The organism is Streptococcus sp. HMSC072G04, assembly GCF_001813295.1.
In the GTDB taxonomy this organism is placed as follows: domain Bacteria; phylum Bacillota; class Bacilli; order Lactobacillales; family Streptococcaceae; genus Streptococcus.
On the sequence record NZ_KV812046.1, the window covers coordinates 180146 to 197723 of the forward strand.

Below are 17578 nucleotides of genomic sequence, written 5' to 3' on the forward strand. Positions count from 1 at the left end.
CTATCAATCAACTTTATAACTTCAATACTTACAAAGAAAGAAGGGATTCTATGGTTTTATCGGATATTGAAATTGCCAATTCTGTCCAAATGAAGCCCATCACGGAAATCGCTGCTGAACTTGGATTGACCGAAGACGACATTTCGCTCTACGGAAAATACAAGGCAAAAATCGATAGCAACCAACTGGAACAACTAAAGGACAAGGAAGATGGAAAGCTGATCCTCGTGACAGCCATCTCACCAACACCTGCTGGAGAAGGAAAGACTACCACCTCTGTTGGACTAGTGGATGCCCTCTCAGCTATTGGTGAGAAAGCTGTCATTGCCCTCCGCGAACCTTCACTTGGCCCTGTCTTTGGGATCAAGGGTGGAGCTGCCGGTGGTGGGTACGCTCAAGTGGTTCCAATGGAAGATATCAACCTTCATTTTACCGGAGACTTCCATGCCATTGGGATTGCCAACAACCTCCTTGCAGCCTTGATTGACAACCACATCCATCACGGCAATGAGTTGGGCATCGATTCTCGTCGCATTACCTGGAAACGGGTGGTCGATATGAACGACCGTCAGCTCCGTCATATTGTCGATGGCCTTCAAGGAAAAACAAACGGAGTTCCTCGTGAAGATGGCTTTGACATCACCGTGGCTTCTGAAATCATGGCCATTCTCTGTCTCTCAGAAAATATCCTTGATCTCAAAGAACGTCTTGATCGCATCATTATTGGGTACAACTACCAAGGACAACCGGTCACAGCCAAAGATCTCAAGGCTGGAGGTGCCATGGCAGCTGTCCTCAAAGATGCCATCCATCCAAATTTGGTGCAAACCTTGGAGCATACTCCTGCCATCATCCACGGCGGACCATTTGCCAATATCGCCCACGGCTGTAACAGTGTGCTGGCTACTAAACTAGCCCTCAAATATGCAGACTATGTCGTGACAGAAGCTGGTTTTGGAGCAGACTTAGGCGCTGAAAAATTCATCGACATCAAGTGCCGCATGGCCGGACTCAAACCTGCTGCCGTTGTCCTCGTCGCAACCATCCGTGCCCTCAAAATGCATGGTGGGGTTGCCAAGGCAGACTTGGCTACTGAAAATGTTCAAGCCGTTATCGATGGTCTACCAAACCTAGACAAACACTTGGCCAACATCCAAGAAGTCTATGGCCTACCTGTGGTCGTCGCCATTAACAAATTCCCACTGGATACAGAAGCTGAACTAGAAGCTGTCTATGAATCTTGTAAGAAACGCCATGTAGATGTGGTCATTTCAGATGTCTGGGCACATGGTGGAGCTGGTGGTCGTGACTTGGCTGAAAAAGTCATTCAACTGGCTCAAGAAGAAAACCACTTCTCTTATGTCTATGACGAAGAAGACAGCATTGAAACAAAATTGACCAAGATCGTCACAAAAGTCTATGGTGGTAAAGGCATCAGCTTAACACCAGCGGCCAAACGCGAACTCAAAGAATTAGAAGCTCTTGGCTTCTCAAACTACCCAATCTGTATGGCCAAAACCCAATACTCCTTCTCAGACGATGCGAAGAAGATGGGAGCACCAAAAGATTTCACAGTTAAAATCAGTAACCTTAAGGTGGCTGCCGGAGCTGGCTTTATCGTAGCTCTCACTGGTACCATTATGACCATGCCTGGCCTACCTAAAGTTCCTGCCAGTGAAAAGATTGATATCGATGCCCACGGTAATATCACTGGTCTCTTTTAAGAAAGAAGGCGTCCTATGGTGACTCTCCTTCATCTTACCCCCGCAGATTATCAAATTTCTACCTGGTCCGGTGGCCAAACCACCCAACTCTTTCTCTCCCCAGAGGGAGGAAGCTATCCAGATCGGACCTTTGACTTCCGCCTCTCTACTGCAACAGTAGAGGTTGAAAAAAGTAACTTTACCGATCTCACGGGCTACCGCCGAATCTTGATGCCCTTGAATGCCTCCATTAGGCTCACCCATCACCATAAAGAAGTGGTTTTGAACCCCTTTCAAAGCTACTTCTTTGATGGGGGAGATCCTGTATCTAGCAAAGGGACTTGTCAAGACTTTAATTTGATTTACAAACCTTCTTATCAGGGGCATATGAGTGCTATATCCCCAAAAGAGAGTGTCAAAAGTCAGAGTCGCTATCAATTGATCTACGCTCTCTGTCCACTAACACTCGAATGGGGAAACAATCATTCTCAAACTCTCCAAACTCACGAGCTCCTGGTGATCGAACAAGCATCTCCTCTTCAAGAGATGACAATCACGTTTTTACCCCATCAGTCTGGGGAGCAACCGATTGCTATCTGGACTGAACTACAATAATGTTCACAAAGGAGAAACATTATGAACGGAGCACATAAACAGTCGATTGAGGAACAAGAAAAAGCGAAATTCAGCTTTAGCGGTGCCACTCTTTACGGTATCAACGCCGTAATCGGTTCTGGTATCTTCCTCCTCCCTCAAAAAATTTATTCTGGCCTCGGACCAGCTTCTCTAGCTGTCATGTTCGGGGTTGCCATTCTCGTCATGCTACTATCAGCCTGTCTGGCTGAAACAGCTGGCTACTTCGACAAAAACGGTGGAGCCATGCAATACTCAAAAGCCGCTTTCGGAGACTTCGTTGGCTTTAACGTTGGGATTCTCGGTTGGGCCGTTACTGTTATCGCTTGGGCTGCCATGTTAGCAGGCTTTGCTAAGATCTTCATCATCACCTTCCCAGCATTTGAAGGCTACAACCTTCCGATCAGTATCGGTATGCTGATTCTCTTGAGTCTGATGAACATTGCCGGTCTGAAAACCTCTAAGATGTTTACTCTGACAGCTACTGTTGCAAAATTAATTCCAATTGTCCTCTTCTCACTCTTTGCCATCTTCTTCATTTCCGGTGGCGTGAGCAAAGGCAACTTCACACCTTTCCTTCAATTGGAAAGTGGAACAAACCTCTTCAGTTCTATTTCTAGTACAGCCGTCTACATCTTCTACGGTTTCATCGGATTTGAAACCATGTCTATCGTTGCAGGGGAAATGCGCAACCCTGAAAAGAATGTTCCCCGCGCTATTCTAGGTTCTATCAGTATTGTATCTGTTCTCTACATGTTGATCATCGCTGGAACAATCGCCATGCTTGGTGGTCGCATTATGCAAACCGGTGCACCAGTACAAGACGCATTTGTCGAAATGATTGGCCCTATCGGAGCTCCACTCGTTTCTTACGGAGCCCTCATTTCAATCGCCGGTCTAAACATCGGTGAATCCATCATGGTCCCTCGTTTTGGTGCCGCATTAGCAACTGAAAAACTCTTACCAGAAGGGCTTGGAAAAACAAACTCTAAGAATGCCCCTGTCATTGCCATTATCATCTCTGGTATCTTCGCTTTCTTACTCTTGTTATCCGGCTCTTTCGAATCATTAGCAACATTCAGTGTTGTCTTCCGTTTCTTCCAATACATTCCAACTGCTTTGGCAGCCATCAAACTCAGAAAAATGTACCCAGACAAAAAGGTTACCTTCCGAGTACCATTTGGTCCCGTTATCCCAGTTCTAGCTGTTGTCATTAGTATCTTGATGATTGCAGGGGACAACCTAATGAACTTTGTTTGGGGGGCCATCGGTCTCGTGATTGCAAGTGGACTCTACTTTGTTTTCCACGGTGATAAACTACACAAATCTTAAGCCCTTCCTCACTAATTTTCTTTACACAGTAGATGGGAACAGAGACGGGAGCGAAGCTCGGTTTTGCTCCCTAACCCATCTAGGACTCCACGAATGTCAAACCTGAGCCCTTTTCTCTAAGACTCTTCTCAAATTTCTTAAGATCAATAGACAATGGGCCCATGTTTGGTATTCAAACCGAAGTAAACAACACTACTTCCACAGAACAACTATTCATAATCGGAGGTTTTATATGACTCAATTGATTCATTTAGATGGTAATAGCTTAACACTCGAAGAAGTCATCGCTGTAGCTCGGCACGGTGCCCAATGTGAGCTTGATGAACAAGCCAAAGAAGCCGTTATCGCATCCCGTAAAATCGTTGATGACATTGTCCGTGAAAAACGAGTCGTCTATGGTGTAACCACTGGCTTTGGTTCCCTCTGTAATGTCAGCATCTCTCCAGAAGATACTGTTCAACTGCAAGAAAACCTGATCCGAACTCACTCATCTGGCTTCGGTGATCCACTTCCTGAAGATGCCGTTCGTGCCATCATGCTGATCCGTATCAACTCACTCTTGAAAGGTTATTCTGGCATTCGTCTGTCAACTGTTGAAAAACTGTTAGAATTGCTCAACAAAGGAGTCACTCCTTATATCCCTGAAAAAGGCTCTCTCGGAGCTTCTGGAGACTTAGCACCACTTGCTCATATGGTTTTACCAATGTTGGGTCTTGGACGCGCCTACTACAAAGGAGAACTTCTCAGTGGTCAAGAAGCCTTAGATCGTGCTGGAATTGAAAAGATCCAATTAGCAGCCAAAGAAGGGCTTGCCTTGATCAATGGTACGACTGTCCTAACCGGTATCGGTGCTCTTGCGACTTATGATGGTATCCAATTGCTCAAACTCTCTGATATCGCTGGTGCTCTCTCAATGGAAGTTCACAATGGAATTACCAGTCCATTCGAAGAAGACCTTCATTCCATCCGCCCACAAAGTGGACAATTGGCAACTGCTCGCAACATCCGTAACCTTCTTGAAGGAAGCAAGAATACCACTGTTGCGACTCAACAACGGGTACAAGATCCTTATACACTTCGCTGTATCCCTCAAATACATGGAGCCAGCAAGGATTCTATTGCTTACGTAAAAGAAAAAGTTGAAATCGAAATCAACTCTGTCACAGATAACCCAATCATTACCAAAGAAGGACACGTCATCTCAGGAGGTAACTTCCACGGTGAACCAATGGCGCAACCATTTGACTTCTTAGGCATTGCCCTTTCTGAAATTGGGAACGTATCTGAACGTCGGGTGGAACGCTTGGTCAACAGCCAACTCAGTAAATTACCATCCTTCTTGGTCAAACACCCTGGACTCAACTCAGGCTTCATGATTACCCAGTATGCTTGTGCATCCCTTGCATCGGAAAATAAAATTTTGGCTCACCCTGCTAGTGTCGATTCTATTCCATCTTGTGAAAACCAAGAAGATTTCGTCAGCATGGGAACGACTGCCGCTCGTAAAGCAGCAGAAATTCTTAAAAACTCACGTCGCATCGTTGCTACTGAAATCATGGCAGCTTGCCAAGCCTTGGATCTCAAGCCAGAAAATCATGAACTTGGTAAAGGTACAAAACCAGCTTATGAGCTGATTCGTCAAAAACTGAACTTCATTGAATTTGACAAAGATATCGAAATCTTTGAAGAACTTAATAAAGCATCTGCTGTTGTCGAAAGCGAAGAATTCTTAGCAACCATCGAAAAAGCAGTTGACTTAAGCATTCAATACTGATACAGTAAGAATAAAGCAAAACAGAGGCTGGCGATCTTCTCAGCCTCTGCCTGCTTTCAGAAAAATAAGGGAGGCGACAAGCTTGCTCACAAACTACTATCCAATGACCTACAGCTACTACCAAGGTAGCATCGAGGACAATCCCTACACGGCCAAATGGGGAATGGTCACCAAATTTTTAGACCTAAACGACGAGACCCTCACTCCATTTGAGGGTATGACCTTTGGGATCATCGGCTTTAAGAGCGACAAAGGAGTCTATATCAATAATGGGCGTGTAGGAGCAGTCGAGGGTCCTACAGCCATCCGTTCTCAAATCGCTAAACTTCCATGGCACTGGGGAACCAATGTGACAGTGTATGATGTGGGAAATATTGACGGGCCTAACCATTCACTAGAAGAACTCCAAGATAGTCTCTCACAAGCGATCCAGCGCATGTACCAATTAGGGATCCAACCCATTGTCCTAGGAGGCGGTCACGGAACTGCTTACGGCCACTATCTAGGGATTCAATCCAGTTTAGAAAAAGATGAACAACTGGCTGTGATCAATCTGGATGCCCACTTTGATTTGCGACCTTACGACCAAACCGGTCCCAATTCTGGAACAGGTTTTCGTCAAATGGCTGATCATGCTAAAGAAAAAGGTCAGGACTTCCCTTACCTCATCCTGGGGATCCAAGAGCACAATAATAACCTCTTCCTCTTTAATTACGTTGCTAAAACACCAAGCATTGATTTTTTAACTGGCCAAGATCTCTTCCAGATGAGCCACCAAGCCATTCTGGATCGAATCGATCAATTTTTAGGAAACCAAACCGCGATCTATCTGTCTATTGATATGGATTGCTTTGCGGTCGGCTCTGCTCCTGGTGTTAGCGCCATCCAATCACTTGGTGTCGATCCTAAACTAGCCCTTCTGCTTCTCCAACACATTGCTGCTAGTGGCAAGCTAATCGGATTTGATGTCGTGGAAGTTTCTCCTCCTCATGACATTGATAACCATACTTCAAATCTTGCTGCGACCTTTATCTTTTACTTGACCCAAATATTGGCGCAACAAAAACTGAACTAGGAAGATTTCTACACACATAAAAAGCATAGAAACACCCATTACTAGGGTGTTTCTATGCTTTTTCTTCATTTTCAGACACAACGATTTTTGCCTGAAAGGAGGACAGGCCACTTAGCCCTCTCTTATGATTTAGGCAAGAGACACTACAGGTCTTTTAATTTCTTAAGAAACTGACGATCTCTGTAGGGATTCAAGTGTTGCTCTGCTACCTTCTTGTAGTAATTCTTATCTTCTTTCAAGAAGGCACTCAAGGCAGGAGCAAGCTCTTCTCCTCTCTCCTTTTGATCAGATAAGTAAGCTAATAGATAATGAACCATCCCCTTATCCCGTGAATTGGCAGATGGATTCATCGTCCTTTCTTTTCGAGCCAGATAATCCGCAACCTTTTCTTGATCTCCTTGCTGACAGGCGATCAAGGATTGATAAAATTCGAGCAATTCTTCCTTCCAAGGGAAACGAACACTGGACAAAATCTTCTGAGCTCTGTCAAAACAGCGGCGAGCTTGAATCAAATCTCCCTTCCAATAATAGGCGATCCCAAGATCAATATCAAAGACGACACGGACGGAATCAACAGCTTGATCTCCCACCAAACGCAGAACCTCTTCTAAGTGGGTGACTGCCACTTGGAAATGGCCTCTAATTTGCTCTATTTCAGCGAGATAGGCCAAAGAAGCCGCAATTTGAATGGCATACTTGGCCTGCATGCTATTGGTTAAACTAAAGCAATCAATGGAGCGATACAGATGCCGGGTCGCCTGCTCCTCATCCCCAACCATCAGGTGATACAAGCCCTTCAAACGCAACTGGATCGCGATGACCTCATGATTATTAGCTTGGATGGCATCTTCCAAAGCTAAATCTGTATAATAGGCCATCTCAGAGATATTCTCCGTTTGAATGCAATAATAAATGATTTGCCGATAACCCTCTAAGAGGAAGTCGGATTGCTTAAGTTCCCGCGCATAGGAGATAACTTTTTGGATATCATGAATGCCCTTTTGATACTCACCACTCCGAATAAAATAGCGACCTTCTAGGTATAAGTAACGCAGTTGTAAATACTTGTATTCTCTATCTCTTTGGTGCCTTGAAAAGAGGTTATCTAATTCTTGGCGAATGCGGGATAGCTCTCCAAAAATGTCCAAATGGCTATTTGTACCATCTGATAGGAACCCCTCATCTACCTTGGAATAAATCGGAAACAGCTCATGCTCCAGCTGAAGGATTTCTTCTAAATAGGTCAACTCAAAAGATATGGAACGCAAAAGATTTTGGGATTGTTTGTATTGGTAGGCAATTTCCTTATAAAGAAGAAGGTCCGTCGAATCTTCTAAGGTTTCTTCCAATTTTTGCGCAATTTGTTGGTGGAAGAGCCGCCGTCTAGCTGGCGAAAGAAGATGGTAAAAGTACATGGCTACCAATTGCTTGCAGAATTGAACCATGAGAGCCTCTCCTTCTTCTACGATTGAGACGATCGCTCTTTCAGATAAAGGCTCGATTAATTCTGTCAAAACAGGAAGCTCTGTAGCCGTCAATTCTGCCAAGATAGACAGAGAAATTGGCTTATGAAAACAAGATAGGTAGTGTAGAAGAGCCTCTTCCTCACTGCTCATATCCCCAAGCTCCTGAGAAAGATAGGCTTGAATGATATCAGGCAAGGGTTCTAAATTTTCATTTTCTTTCCACTCTTCGATATAGCTGGACAGAAAGAACGGACTGCCTTCACTCCATTCGACCATCTGCTCCATCACTGCAGGCTCTATTGCTCCCAGTTCCCCTTTCAAGAGAGCACGACTTTCACTTGGATCAAAATTGGTCAACTCTAGTTGAGACAGCCTTTTCTCTACCTTCAAGCTCCCCAAGAAGTTGACGAAGGAAGCTGGCAGAGGCTCTTCAGCTGTAAAAATTAGTTGCCATTTCTCCTGGTTTCTTCTTTCCTCTAGTTGTTTCACTTTTTCTAGAGACACTGCATCAATCCACTGGGCGTTTTCAAGCAGAATCAGGAGCGGTTTTTCTTTGCTAAGGCCCTGAAGCTGATTCCATACAGAAATGAGATCATCCTCCTCTTCCAGAAGGGAAATCCCCATCTCATCCCCCAGTTTCTCTAGCGCTTGTCTGAGATCATTCCAGGTGCTTCCTTCGTATCGTTGACTAGTAGCTTTTCCTTCCACCTTGATAAAATTAAAACTGCGATTGGACATCAAGACCAACTGCCGCAACAGACGTTTCTTACCTGTTCCAGATTGCCCCATCACGAGAAAAGGGCCTACCGCCTCACCCGTCTCGACTAAGGAAAGGTATTCCTCGAGTTGTGAGAGTTCTTGTTTCCGACCAAAAAAGGGAAGTTCATGGATATTTAAGCGATGACTCAGTTTATGAGTTCGTTTGGCTTCCAAAACCGAGTGATAAAGTTCCTCAATTGCTCGACTGGGACGCACACTGAGCTCGCGATCCAATAAATCGACTAGCTTATAATAGGTTTCAAAAAATTTTCCTAGCTGATGATGGAAGCTATAATACTCCATCAAGAGCTGGTAGTTTTTCTCTTCAAATTCATCCAGCTCTACCAAATGATGGAGCAAGAGTTCTATACTAGGATCTGCAAAACCGACCTGCTCAATTTTTTGATAGCAACTTTCGACATAGAGCTTCCTATAAGCATCTCGTTTGCGAGAAGCCCACTGGTCAAAGTCTTCATCATCCTTGACATAGAAGCCCTCTAGAAAGTCTCCCCGATAAAGATCCAAGGCACTTAGTGGATCTCTTTCAAAGAGCTGAACATCCAAAGAAAGACTCAACTCAGGATTAAGAGCCAAACTACTTCTGCTTGGTGAGACAATGATATCTCCTTCAAAGATTTTATTGGCTTGGTAAACCGTATTCCGTAAGTTTTTGCGAGCTACTTGGTTTTCCTTATCTCCCCAAAGGATACCGGCGATTTCATCACGGTTGACTTGGCCCATGACCGCTAAATAATAAAGCAAGGCCTCCATCTTCGAAAAAGAAAACCGAATAGTTTTCTGATTGAAAACAACCTTAGGGGGTCCAAATAACTTTAACGTGAGATCTTTCTTCATTGCAAGCGCCTCCAAAATCATCATAGTTATACTATAAAAAAAAAGTTGGCTTTTAGCAAGTGATTTAACCAACTAAAAAGAGATTGAGAACGATTCTTTCTCAATCTCTACACTTCCTACTAAAAGTGTTGATTAATTCCCTTCAAAATTCGGTTGATGATCAAATAACGCCTTTGTTGCTTGGTAGACGTGGTAAGCGACATCTTCATTGTTCATGGTGTAAAGGTGGACACCTGCCACATCTTGAGTGACCAAATCAACGATTTGATCGACTGCATAAGCTAAACCAGCTGCGCGAAGGGATTCTGGATCATGCTCATACTTGTCTAAAATCGCTTTAAACTTCCGTGGAATATGAACATTTTCACAAGTCTTAAGGAGACGAAGGGCCTGATTGCGATTGAGAATCGGCATCACTCCTGCATGAATAGGAACATTGATCCCAGCTAAAGTACACTTATCTTGAAAATCATAGAAACGCTCATTGTCAAAGAAAAGTTGAGTGACCAAACTAGAGCATCCTGCATCTACCTTCTTTTTAAGATTTTGAATATCTGAAATTTGGTTGGGCGAATCCGGATGTCCCTCAGGATAGCAGGCACCAATTACCTCAAAATGGGGCGCTTCTGTTTTGATAAATTCAATCAGATCCGTTGCATAACGAAAGTCTTTTAGAGGTTCCACACCAGGGATAATATCCCCACGCAGAGCCAAGATCCGATGAACCCCGACTTCATCTAACTCATGAAGAGTATCCGCCACTTTTTCCTTGCTCAAATAGACTGCTGGCAAGTGAGCAATTGTCGGAATAGACAATTCATTTTGAATGTAATTGGCTAAAGCAACCGTCGTCTCTTTGATATTGTATTTATTATTGCTAGCGGTCACACTAATGAAGTGAGGGGCTAACTCCTGCATATTTGCCAAGGCACGTAAGAGCTTGGCATTGCCTACTTCAGGATTTGGAGGGAAAACTTCAAATGACAGAGACGGTGTGTGTTGTGACATATTCTATCCTTTTCTTTTGTTTCGTTGATCAAGAACTCTGAGCCACTATTTCTAGGATAAGGGAACGATTCGAAAACCCTCTACACGATGATAGAAGGTCCTCGAAACATTTCTTACAAGTGTTCACGCGCTTCTTTAGCGGCATTAACCAGCTTGATCAAGCTTTCTTTTGTTTCTTTAATTCCGCGAGTCTTCAAACCACAGTCAGGGTTGATCCAAACTTTGCCACTTGGTACTTTAGCCAAGATTGCTTCGATAGTATGATCAATTTCACCGTCTTGTGGGACACGTGGTGAGTGGATATCGTAAACCCCAGGTCCAACTTCTGTTTGGAAGTTTTTCGCTTTCAACTCATCCAAGATTTCAAGGTTTGAACGGCTAGCCTCAAATGAGATAACGTCCGCATCCAAGTTATCGATCGCTGGGATGATATCTGTAAATTCTGAGTAACACATGTGAGTGTGGATTTGAGTATCTGGCGCTACAGTTGAGTGTACCAAACGGAAAGCTGGAATCGCCCAGTCAAGGTAATCTTCGTACCAGTCGCTACGACGAAGTGGCAATTTTTCACGAAGAGCAGCCTCGTCGATTTGGATGATTTTCACGCCTGCAGCTTCAAGGTCAAGAACTTCATCCTTGATAGCAAGAGCGATTTGAAGAGTAGAATCCTTGATAGAGATATCTTCACGTGGGAATGACCAGTTAAGGATGGTCACAGGTCCAGTCAACATCCCTTTAACAGGTTTGTCTGTACGGCTTTGTGCGTAGCTAGACCATTTCACAGTGATTGGGTTGAGACGAGTCACATCTCCCCAGATGATTGGTGGTTTCACCCCACGCATACCGTATGATTGTACCCATCCGTTTTTAGAGAAGAGGTAACCGGACAAGTTTTGACCGAAGTACTCAACCATGTCGTTACGCTCGAATTCACCGTGTACCAGTACGTCAAATCCAACTTCTTCTTGCCATTTGATCCATTCGTCGATCGTTTCAGCAAGAAAAGCATCGTATTCTTCTTGTGTCAATTCACCCTTACGGAAGGCCAAACGTTTAGCACGTACTTCCTTAGTTTGAGGGAATGAACCGATGGTAGTTGTTGGAAGTGCTGGAAGCTTGAAGGCTTCTTTTTGGATTTCTTCCCGTTCTGCGAAAGCTGGCAAACGAGTATAGTCTGCTTCTGTCAAAGCTGCGATACGAGCATGAAGTTCAGCATTTGCTCCGACACGTTCAGTTGCAAAGAGTTCTTTGTTGGCAGCAAGAGCTTCTGCACCTTGACCGTTACGGATGGCATCCAAGTCACGCAATTCACCCAATTTTTCAACCGCAAAGGCGAAGTGGTTCAAAATAGCTGGTTCAAAATCTTCGTTAGCCGTTGTAAATGGCACATGAAGAAGGGAGCAAGAAGTCGTCAAGACAACCTTTTCAGCTGGAACTTGATCCAAGATTTCCAAGCTCTTTTCATAGTTATTGCGCCAGATGTTTTTCCCATTCACAATACCAGCATAAAGGGTCTTATCAGCTGGGAAGCCACCTTTCACCAATTCAAGTGTTTTCTTCCCTTCAACAAAGTCAAGACCGATACCATCTACTGGCAAGTTTACAAGGTCATTGTAGACATCACGAACATCACCAAAGTAAGTTTGGATCAAGACTTCAAGACCTTTCTTGTCAGCCAAGAGTTTGTTGTAGAGGTTCAAGAAGAGAGCTTTTTCTTCAGCTGTCAAATCTTTAACAAGAGCTGGCTCATCGAGTTGAATACGAGTCGCACCAAGCTCAGCCAATTTGGCAAAAACTTCTTGGTAAGCAGCAACCAAGCTGTCTACGAAGTCCTCAGCTTTCACACCATCTTCAAAGTCAGATAATTGAAGGAATGTGAATGGTCCAACAACTACTGGACGAGTGTTGATCCCCAATTCTTTGGCTTCTTGGTACTCATCAAAAATCTTGTGACCAGCCAATTTCACTTCTGTTGTTTTTTCAAATTTAGGAACGATGTAATGGTAGTTGGTGTTGAACCATTTTTTCATTGGAAGGGCACGAACATCCCCTTTTTCACCTTGGTAACCACGCGCCAAAGCGAAGTATTGTTCAAGGTCTGTCAAATCCAAGTTTTGAACAGATGCAGGCACGACGTTGAAAAGGAAGGCTGCATCAAGGAAATTGTCGTAGTGTGAGAAGTCATTTGAAGGAATCTCTGAGATGCCTTGTTCTTTAACAATGTTCCAGTGTTTAGCACGCAAGTCTTTAGCAGCTGCCAAGAGCTCGTCTGCTGAGATTTCTTTTCTAAAGTATTTTTCAGTTGTAAATTTTAATTCACGGAATTCACCCAAACGTGGGAAACCGATAATTGTAGTTGACATGTTGTGTCCTCCAAAAATTCTAATTGACACTATCATATCAGAAGATAGCCGTCTTGTATAATTGCTTTTACACGAATTTTGATATAGCCAAAAACTATAACACAGATTTAATGGGCTTTGAGACCAGAAATTAAAAGTAAAAACTAGGACTCCTTATAAATATTTCCTATAACCCAAGCATCCCCAAAACCATTTTTGAGCGGATTTTGAGCGGATTCTGCTAGAAGAACAGCCCCTAAAAAGCAAAGCAGGCCTTCTCTATCGAGAAAGACCTGTGCAAGCATAAACAAATTGCTTCTGTTTACAAATCTAAGAAATTCTATAAAAATGTATTCGTTAGAATGATTCTATCATCTACTGAAACTTTCCGCCGTGAGAAAAGTGCTAGAAATACTATTGTTTCTAGCACTCGGAATTATTGAGACCTAAGGCTCAATAATTAGTCTTGGAACTTCGTAGAAGTTCGCTGACGTCCGTCCTCACCTAAGGAAAGTTTTTTAGATAACGTCGTTCCCAATCCGACAGGCCTTCTCTACTGAGAAAGACCTGCTTCTACGAGGAAGTAATTTCCTCTATTTTTCTTACTTTTATTAGGCTAATTTGACACAGAAGGCATCCCAAGGAGCCAACTTGCCTAATTCGAGGACTTGTTCTACCTTGGTATTGGCAATGAGAACCTCTTCAACCCCATTGACGAGCGGTAAGTCTTGCTCTTGACTGGAGAGATTGACAACCACCAGATAGGCTTGCTCTCCTTCTACCCGCTTGTAGGCAAAAACCTTGTCTGCTGCGTCCACCAATTCATAATCAGCGGTCACAAGCCAAGGGTACTCTTTTCTCAAAGCAATGAGGGCTTGGTAGGTATAGAAAATAGAGTCTGGATCTGCTAGGGCAGCCTCCACATTGATCTCTTTGTAGTTTAGGTTGACCGCAAGCCATGGATGACCTGTCGTAAAGCCAGCTTCTGCTTCATCATTCCACTGCATCGGTGTCCGGGCATTGTCCCGACCAATATGGCGGATTTGATCCATGATCACTTCGAGCGGAACCCCTTTTTCTAAGGCTTCATGAGCATAGTTGATCGACTCAATATCTTCTACGTCCTCAAGACTCTTAAATGGATAATTGGTCATCCCGATTTCTTCCCCTTGATAGATATAAGGAGTTCCCTTCATCAAGTGAAGCAGAATCGCTAAAGCCTTGGCAGATTTGACACGATAGTCCCCATCATCCCCCCAAGTTGACACAATCCGTGGCAAATCGTGGTTGTTCCAAAAGAGGGAATTCCAGCCTTCCTCTTCTCCTAATTCCGTCTGCCACTTGGTGAAAATTTCCTTCAATTTAGGCACATCCAATTCCTTCGCGTAGTGCCATTTTGGTTGCCCCGGTTGGTATTGAAGGCCGATGTGTTCAAATTGGAAAACCATGGACAATTCTTGATTTTTCGGATTGGAGTATTGCTTGGCAATCTCTGGAGTCGCCCCCCAAGTTTCTCCCACCGTGAGCAGATCCTTATCGCCAAAGGTCGCTTGATTCATTTCCTTCAAGTAAGGATGGAGCATGGGACCATTGCTGATGATTTCCTGATCTGGGATCTTACCGATCATATCGATCACATCCATACGGAAACCACCAATTCCCTTGTCAATCCAAAAATTCATCATGTCATAGATCTGATGACGGAGCTCCTCGCTTTCCCAGTTGAGGTCTGGTTGCTTCTTACTAAAGTTATGCAGGTAGTATTGGCTAGAAGCTTCATCGAATTCCCAAGCAGAGCCACTAAAAGCTGAAATAATGCCATTGGGCTCATCGCGCCAAATATAGAAATCCCGCTTTGGACTGTCTGGGTTTTCACGTGCCTCGATAAACCAAGCATGTTCATCAGAGGTATGGTTGACCACCAAGTCCATGATGATTTTGATCTTGCGTTTCTGACCTTCTGCGATCAATTCTTCCATATCTTCCATGGTACCAAAGATGGAGGCAATATCCTCGTAATCCGAGATGTCATAGCCGTTATCATCCATGGGACTCTTGTAGACTGGTGAGAGCCAGATGGCTGTAATCCCTAGCTTTTCCAGATAGTCTAGCTTGCTCGTGATCCCCTTGAGATCCCCGATGCCATCGCCATTACTATCCTTGAAACTTTTTGGATAAACTTGGTAAATTACGGCGTTATGCCACCATTTTTGTTCCATTTTTTCTTCTCCTTTATGATTGTGAAATCACTTTCATCATACAAAAATAGGGGTGAAATTGCAAGAATTTACAAGTCTTCATTCTCTTCACTGGAATAAATCACTTCAAAGAGACGTTGGCGCAAGCCTTCCTCCAAAGGCGTGATGATCTTCATCAACTGTTTCCAATCCTTGGCTCTTGAACAAGCCGCAAATAATTCGTTTTTCCTATCGTAGGCCAGGTTGGCAGATTTTAAGAGCTCAAACATCCGATCTTCTTTAGCAATAGGATGCGATTGCAGTTCACCCATCGCAATTTCCTGACTTTGATTGTCCACTAAGATAGGGGCTGCCTCAAAGGTATGGAGCAAGAAACGGTGCTGTCTCTTTTCAGGAAGCAAGGCTAGATCACCTGACAGATCCATCCTAATCCTTCTTTCATCCCAATCGACTGTTAGGCGGGTTTCAACCTTGCTAGCTCCTTCTCCTTCGACGAGTACGAAAGAACGATTGTCACCTGGGAAGAGATGCCAGTCCAGCATTTCTGGAAGTTCCACTCCTGTCTGTGCTTGTGCATCCATAGGGATGATGGCTCCTGCACGTGCAAAGACTGGAATATCCTCTCTACCTCTATAGATTGTGAGCTTGCCTTTTCCTTCATACTTCCAGTCATGGAATAAATCATACCAAACGCCATCTGGGAACCAAACGCTCACAGAAGAACTATGAAAGACCGGATCCAGCGCTTCGGTAATCGGTGCCACCATGAGTTCACTGCCAAAGAAATATTGATTCTTCGCTTCATAAGCCTCTTCTTCGTTTGGATAGTGGTAATAGAGGGGTTGAACCAAAGGTAGCCCTTCTTCGTGTGTCGCCACATTCATGGTATAGAGATAAGGTAGTAGGCTATGGCGCAGGCGCAAATACTGCTTCATCAAGCGACAGGTCTCAGGCGAGTAAAACCACGGTTCCTTGCTGTTAAAGACATTGCAAGAACTATGGAGACGATTGATCGGGCTAAAAACCCCAAACTGCAACCAGCGAAGCGCCAAGTCTTCATCATAGTAGCCCCGCATATGGCCACCGATATCATGACTCCACCAGGTGTAGCCGATATTAGAAGCTGTGCTGGTAAAATAGGGTTGAAAGGCTAGGGATTCCCAAGTCACAATAGTGTCCCCTGAAAAACCAATCGGATACCGATGACTACCAGGACCCCCATAACGCGATAAGATGAGACCAGCTTGGCCTTTTCGGCAATTGTCTAGATAATGATAGTGATTTAACAACCAAAGGGGATCCATCTTGCCATGACTACCTTGCTGCCAATCAATCCACCAAAAATCCACTCCTTGATCTTCCAAAGGATGGTGAACATCTTCGAAATAAGCTTCGCGAAAGGCTGGACTATAAAAGTCAAAGCTAGCTGCTTCTTCTTTTTCAGCATCCAGTCCCAAGCGTTTTACGACCATGGGATAAGCATCTTCGAAGGCGCGAATTCCATCTGCCGGATGGACATTTAAGGTCACCTTTAAACCACGCTCATGCAGGCCATTTAAGAAGGTAGCTGGATCAGGAATCAAATCCCGGTTCCAACTATAGCCAGTCCAACCACTTCCAAAGCGAGCAGGAATCGCCGTCTTGTGCCAGTCCATATCGATCACACTGACTGCAAGAGGCACCCCTTCTGCTTTGAAACGATCCATCAAATCTGTGTACTCCTGACTGGTATAAGGCCAATAGCGACTCCACCAGTTTCCCAGAGCATAACGTGGCAAGAGGGGTGGCTGTCCTGTCAGATGGTAAAAATCTTTTAAGGCACCTAGATAATCGCGTCCATAACCGAAGAAATACAGATCCACTTCTGGATAGGACCGTGCTCTAAAGCCGCTTTCGTCATCATACAAGTAGGAAGCAGAATCGTCTAAAAAAGCATAACCGGCCTTGCTCAAGATCCCATCTTGCAACTCCATAGCCCCATCGACCTCGTCAAGCGTCCGACTGGTCCCCTTTAAGGTCTCCGGCTGATCTCCATAGTGCCACCGGCTCCCATAGACTGCATACTGACCCTTGAGCTCAATAAAAAGCCGATCCGGTGCAAAAGGTCCCTTTTCAAAATGGAGGTGGAGATGCTCTGTATGAAGATCGAGAACCTCTTCTGTCTCTACGACCTCACAGGCAACAGGTCCAAAGTCTCGATGTTGTACAACCTGCGTCTGACCATCTTCAAAAACACCATCCTCTGAGTATTCCAAGCGCACCAAAGATTCCGTTAATACGGAGATCCGATAGTTTTCTCCCTCTATCACTGGTCCTGCCATTTGTCTGTCCTCCTCTTTTTATGGGGCATCTGACTCGCCCTCTTTTCATCTGCTCCGACTTACTAGGTAAGCGCTTACGTTTTTACTATAGCACTCAAAAAAAGGCCTGTCA

General features: G+C 44.3%; 10 protein-coding genes. 5 read left to right on the top strand and 5 right to left on the bottom strand.

Annotation, left to right across the window (positions count from 1 at the left end):
• Nucleotides 1-50 precede the first annotated feature (50 nt).
• The 5 genes from HMPREF2904_RS10775 (at nucleotide 51) to hutG (ending at nucleotide 6517) form a co-directional block, all read left to right on the top strand.
• A complete protein-coding gene (locus tag HMPREF2904_RS10775; RefSeq protein WP_031576517.1) occupies nucleotides 51-1724 on the top strand; it encodes a formate--tetrahydrofolate ligase in 1674 nt (557 codons plus the stop codon).
• 15 nt (nucleotides 1725-1739) lie between these two features.
• A complete protein-coding gene (locus HMPREF2904_RS10780; RefSeq protein WP_070662736.1) occupies nucleotides 1740-2318 on the top strand; it encodes a HutD/Ves family protein in 579 nt (192 codons plus the stop codon).
• A gap of 21 nt (nucleotides 2319-2339) precedes the next feature.
• Entirely contained in the window at nucleotides 2340-3668 is a 1329-nt protein-coding gene (locus HMPREF2904_RS10785; RefSeq protein WP_070662739.1) for an APC family permease, read from the top strand.
• 232 nt (nucleotides 3669-3900) lie between these two features.
• Nucleotides 3901-5442 (top strand): histidine ammonia-lyase, encoded by a 1542-nt coding sequence (gene hutH, locus HMPREF2904_RS10790; RefSeq protein WP_003008651.1) that lies wholly within the window; start codon nucleotides 3901-3903, stop codon nucleotides 5440-5442.
• A gap of 82 nt (nucleotides 5443-5524) precedes the next feature.
• A complete protein-coding gene (gene hutG, locus HMPREF2904_RS10795) occupies nucleotides 5525-6517 on the top strand; it encodes a formimidoylglutamase (protein ID WP_070662742.1) in 993 nt (330 codons plus the stop codon).
• Between the two features lie 143 nt (nucleotides 6518-6660).
• Here the strand turns inward: hutG and HMPREF2904_RS10800 are convergent, their stop codons facing one another.
• From HMPREF2904_RS10800 to HMPREF2904_RS10820, 5 genes are all read right to left on the bottom strand, one after another.
• A complete protein-coding gene (locus tag HMPREF2904_RS10800; protein WP_070662745.1) occupies nucleotides 6661-9597 on the bottom strand; it encodes an ATP-binding protein in 2937 nt (978 codons plus the stop codon).
• Between the two features lie 132 nt (nucleotides 9598-9729).
• Nucleotides 9730-10605 carry a methylenetetrahydrofolate reductase [NAD(P)H] gene (metF, locus tag HMPREF2904_RS10805; RefSeq protein ID WP_070662748.1) on the bottom strand — a complete coding sequence of 292 codons (876 nt, stop codon included), beginning with the start codon at nucleotides 10603-10605 and terminating at the stop codon, nucleotides 9730-9732.
• 113 nt (nucleotides 10606-10718) lie between these two features.
• Entirely contained in the window at nucleotides 10719-12968 is a 2250-nt protein-coding gene (gene metE, locus HMPREF2904_RS10810) for a 5-methyltetrahydropteroyltriglutamate--homocysteine S-methyltransferase (protein WP_049497962.1), read from the bottom strand.
• A gap of 590 nt (nucleotides 12969-13558) precedes the next feature.
• Nucleotides 13559-15166 (bottom strand): alpha-glucosidase, encoded by a 1608-nt coding sequence (locus tag HMPREF2904_RS10815; RefSeq protein WP_070662750.1) that lies wholly within the window; start codon nucleotides 15164-15166, stop codon nucleotides 13559-13561.
• Nucleotides 15167-15234: 68 nt separating this feature from the next.
• Nucleotides 15235-17466 (bottom strand): glycoside hydrolase family 31 protein, encoded by a 2232-nt coding sequence (locus tag HMPREF2904_RS10820; protein ID WP_070662752.1) that lies wholly within the window; start codon nucleotides 17464-17466, stop codon nucleotides 15235-15237.
• Between the last annotated feature and the right edge of the window lie 112 nt (nucleotides 17467-17578).

What these genes read in the sequence shown, in the direction of transcription:
- HMPREF2904_RS10785 (WP_070662739.1), top strand. Translation starts at nt 2,340, where the DNA reads ATGAACGGAGCACATAAACAGTCGATTGAGGAACAAGAAAAAGCGAAA.
- HMPREF2904_RS10820 (WP_070662752.1), bottom strand. Translation starts at nt 17,466, where the DNA reads ATGGCAGGACCAGTGATAGAGGGAGAAAACTATCGGATCTCCGTATTA.
- metE (WP_049497962.1), bottom strand. Translation starts at nt 12,968, where the DNA reads ATGTCAACTACAATTATCGGTTTCCCACGTTTGGGTGAATTCCGTGAA.
- HMPREF2904_RS10775 (WP_031576517.1), top strand. Translation starts at nt 51, where the DNA reads ATGGTTTTATCGGATATTGAAATTGCCAATTCTGTCCAAATGAAGCCC.
- HMPREF2904_RS10780 (WP_070662736.1), top strand. Translation starts at nt 1,740, where the DNA reads ATGGTGACTCTCCTTCATCTTACCCCCGCAGATTATCAAATTTCTACC.
- HMPREF2904_RS10800 (WP_070662745.1), bottom strand. Translation starts at nt 9,597, where the DNA reads ATGAAGAAAGATCTCACGTTAAAGTTATTTGGACCCCCTAAGGTTGTT.
- HMPREF2904_RS10815 (WP_070662750.1), bottom strand. Translation starts at nt 15,166, where the DNA reads ATGGAACAAAAATGGTGGCATAACGCCGTAATTTACCAAGTTTATCCA.
- hutH (WP_003008651.1), top strand. Translation starts at nt 3,901, where the DNA reads ATGACTCAATTGATTCATTTAGATGGTAATAGCTTAACACTCGAAGAA.
- metF (WP_070662748.1), bottom strand. Translation starts at nt 10,605, where the DNA reads ATGTCACAACACACACCGTCTCTGTCATTTGAAGTTTTCCCTCCAAAT.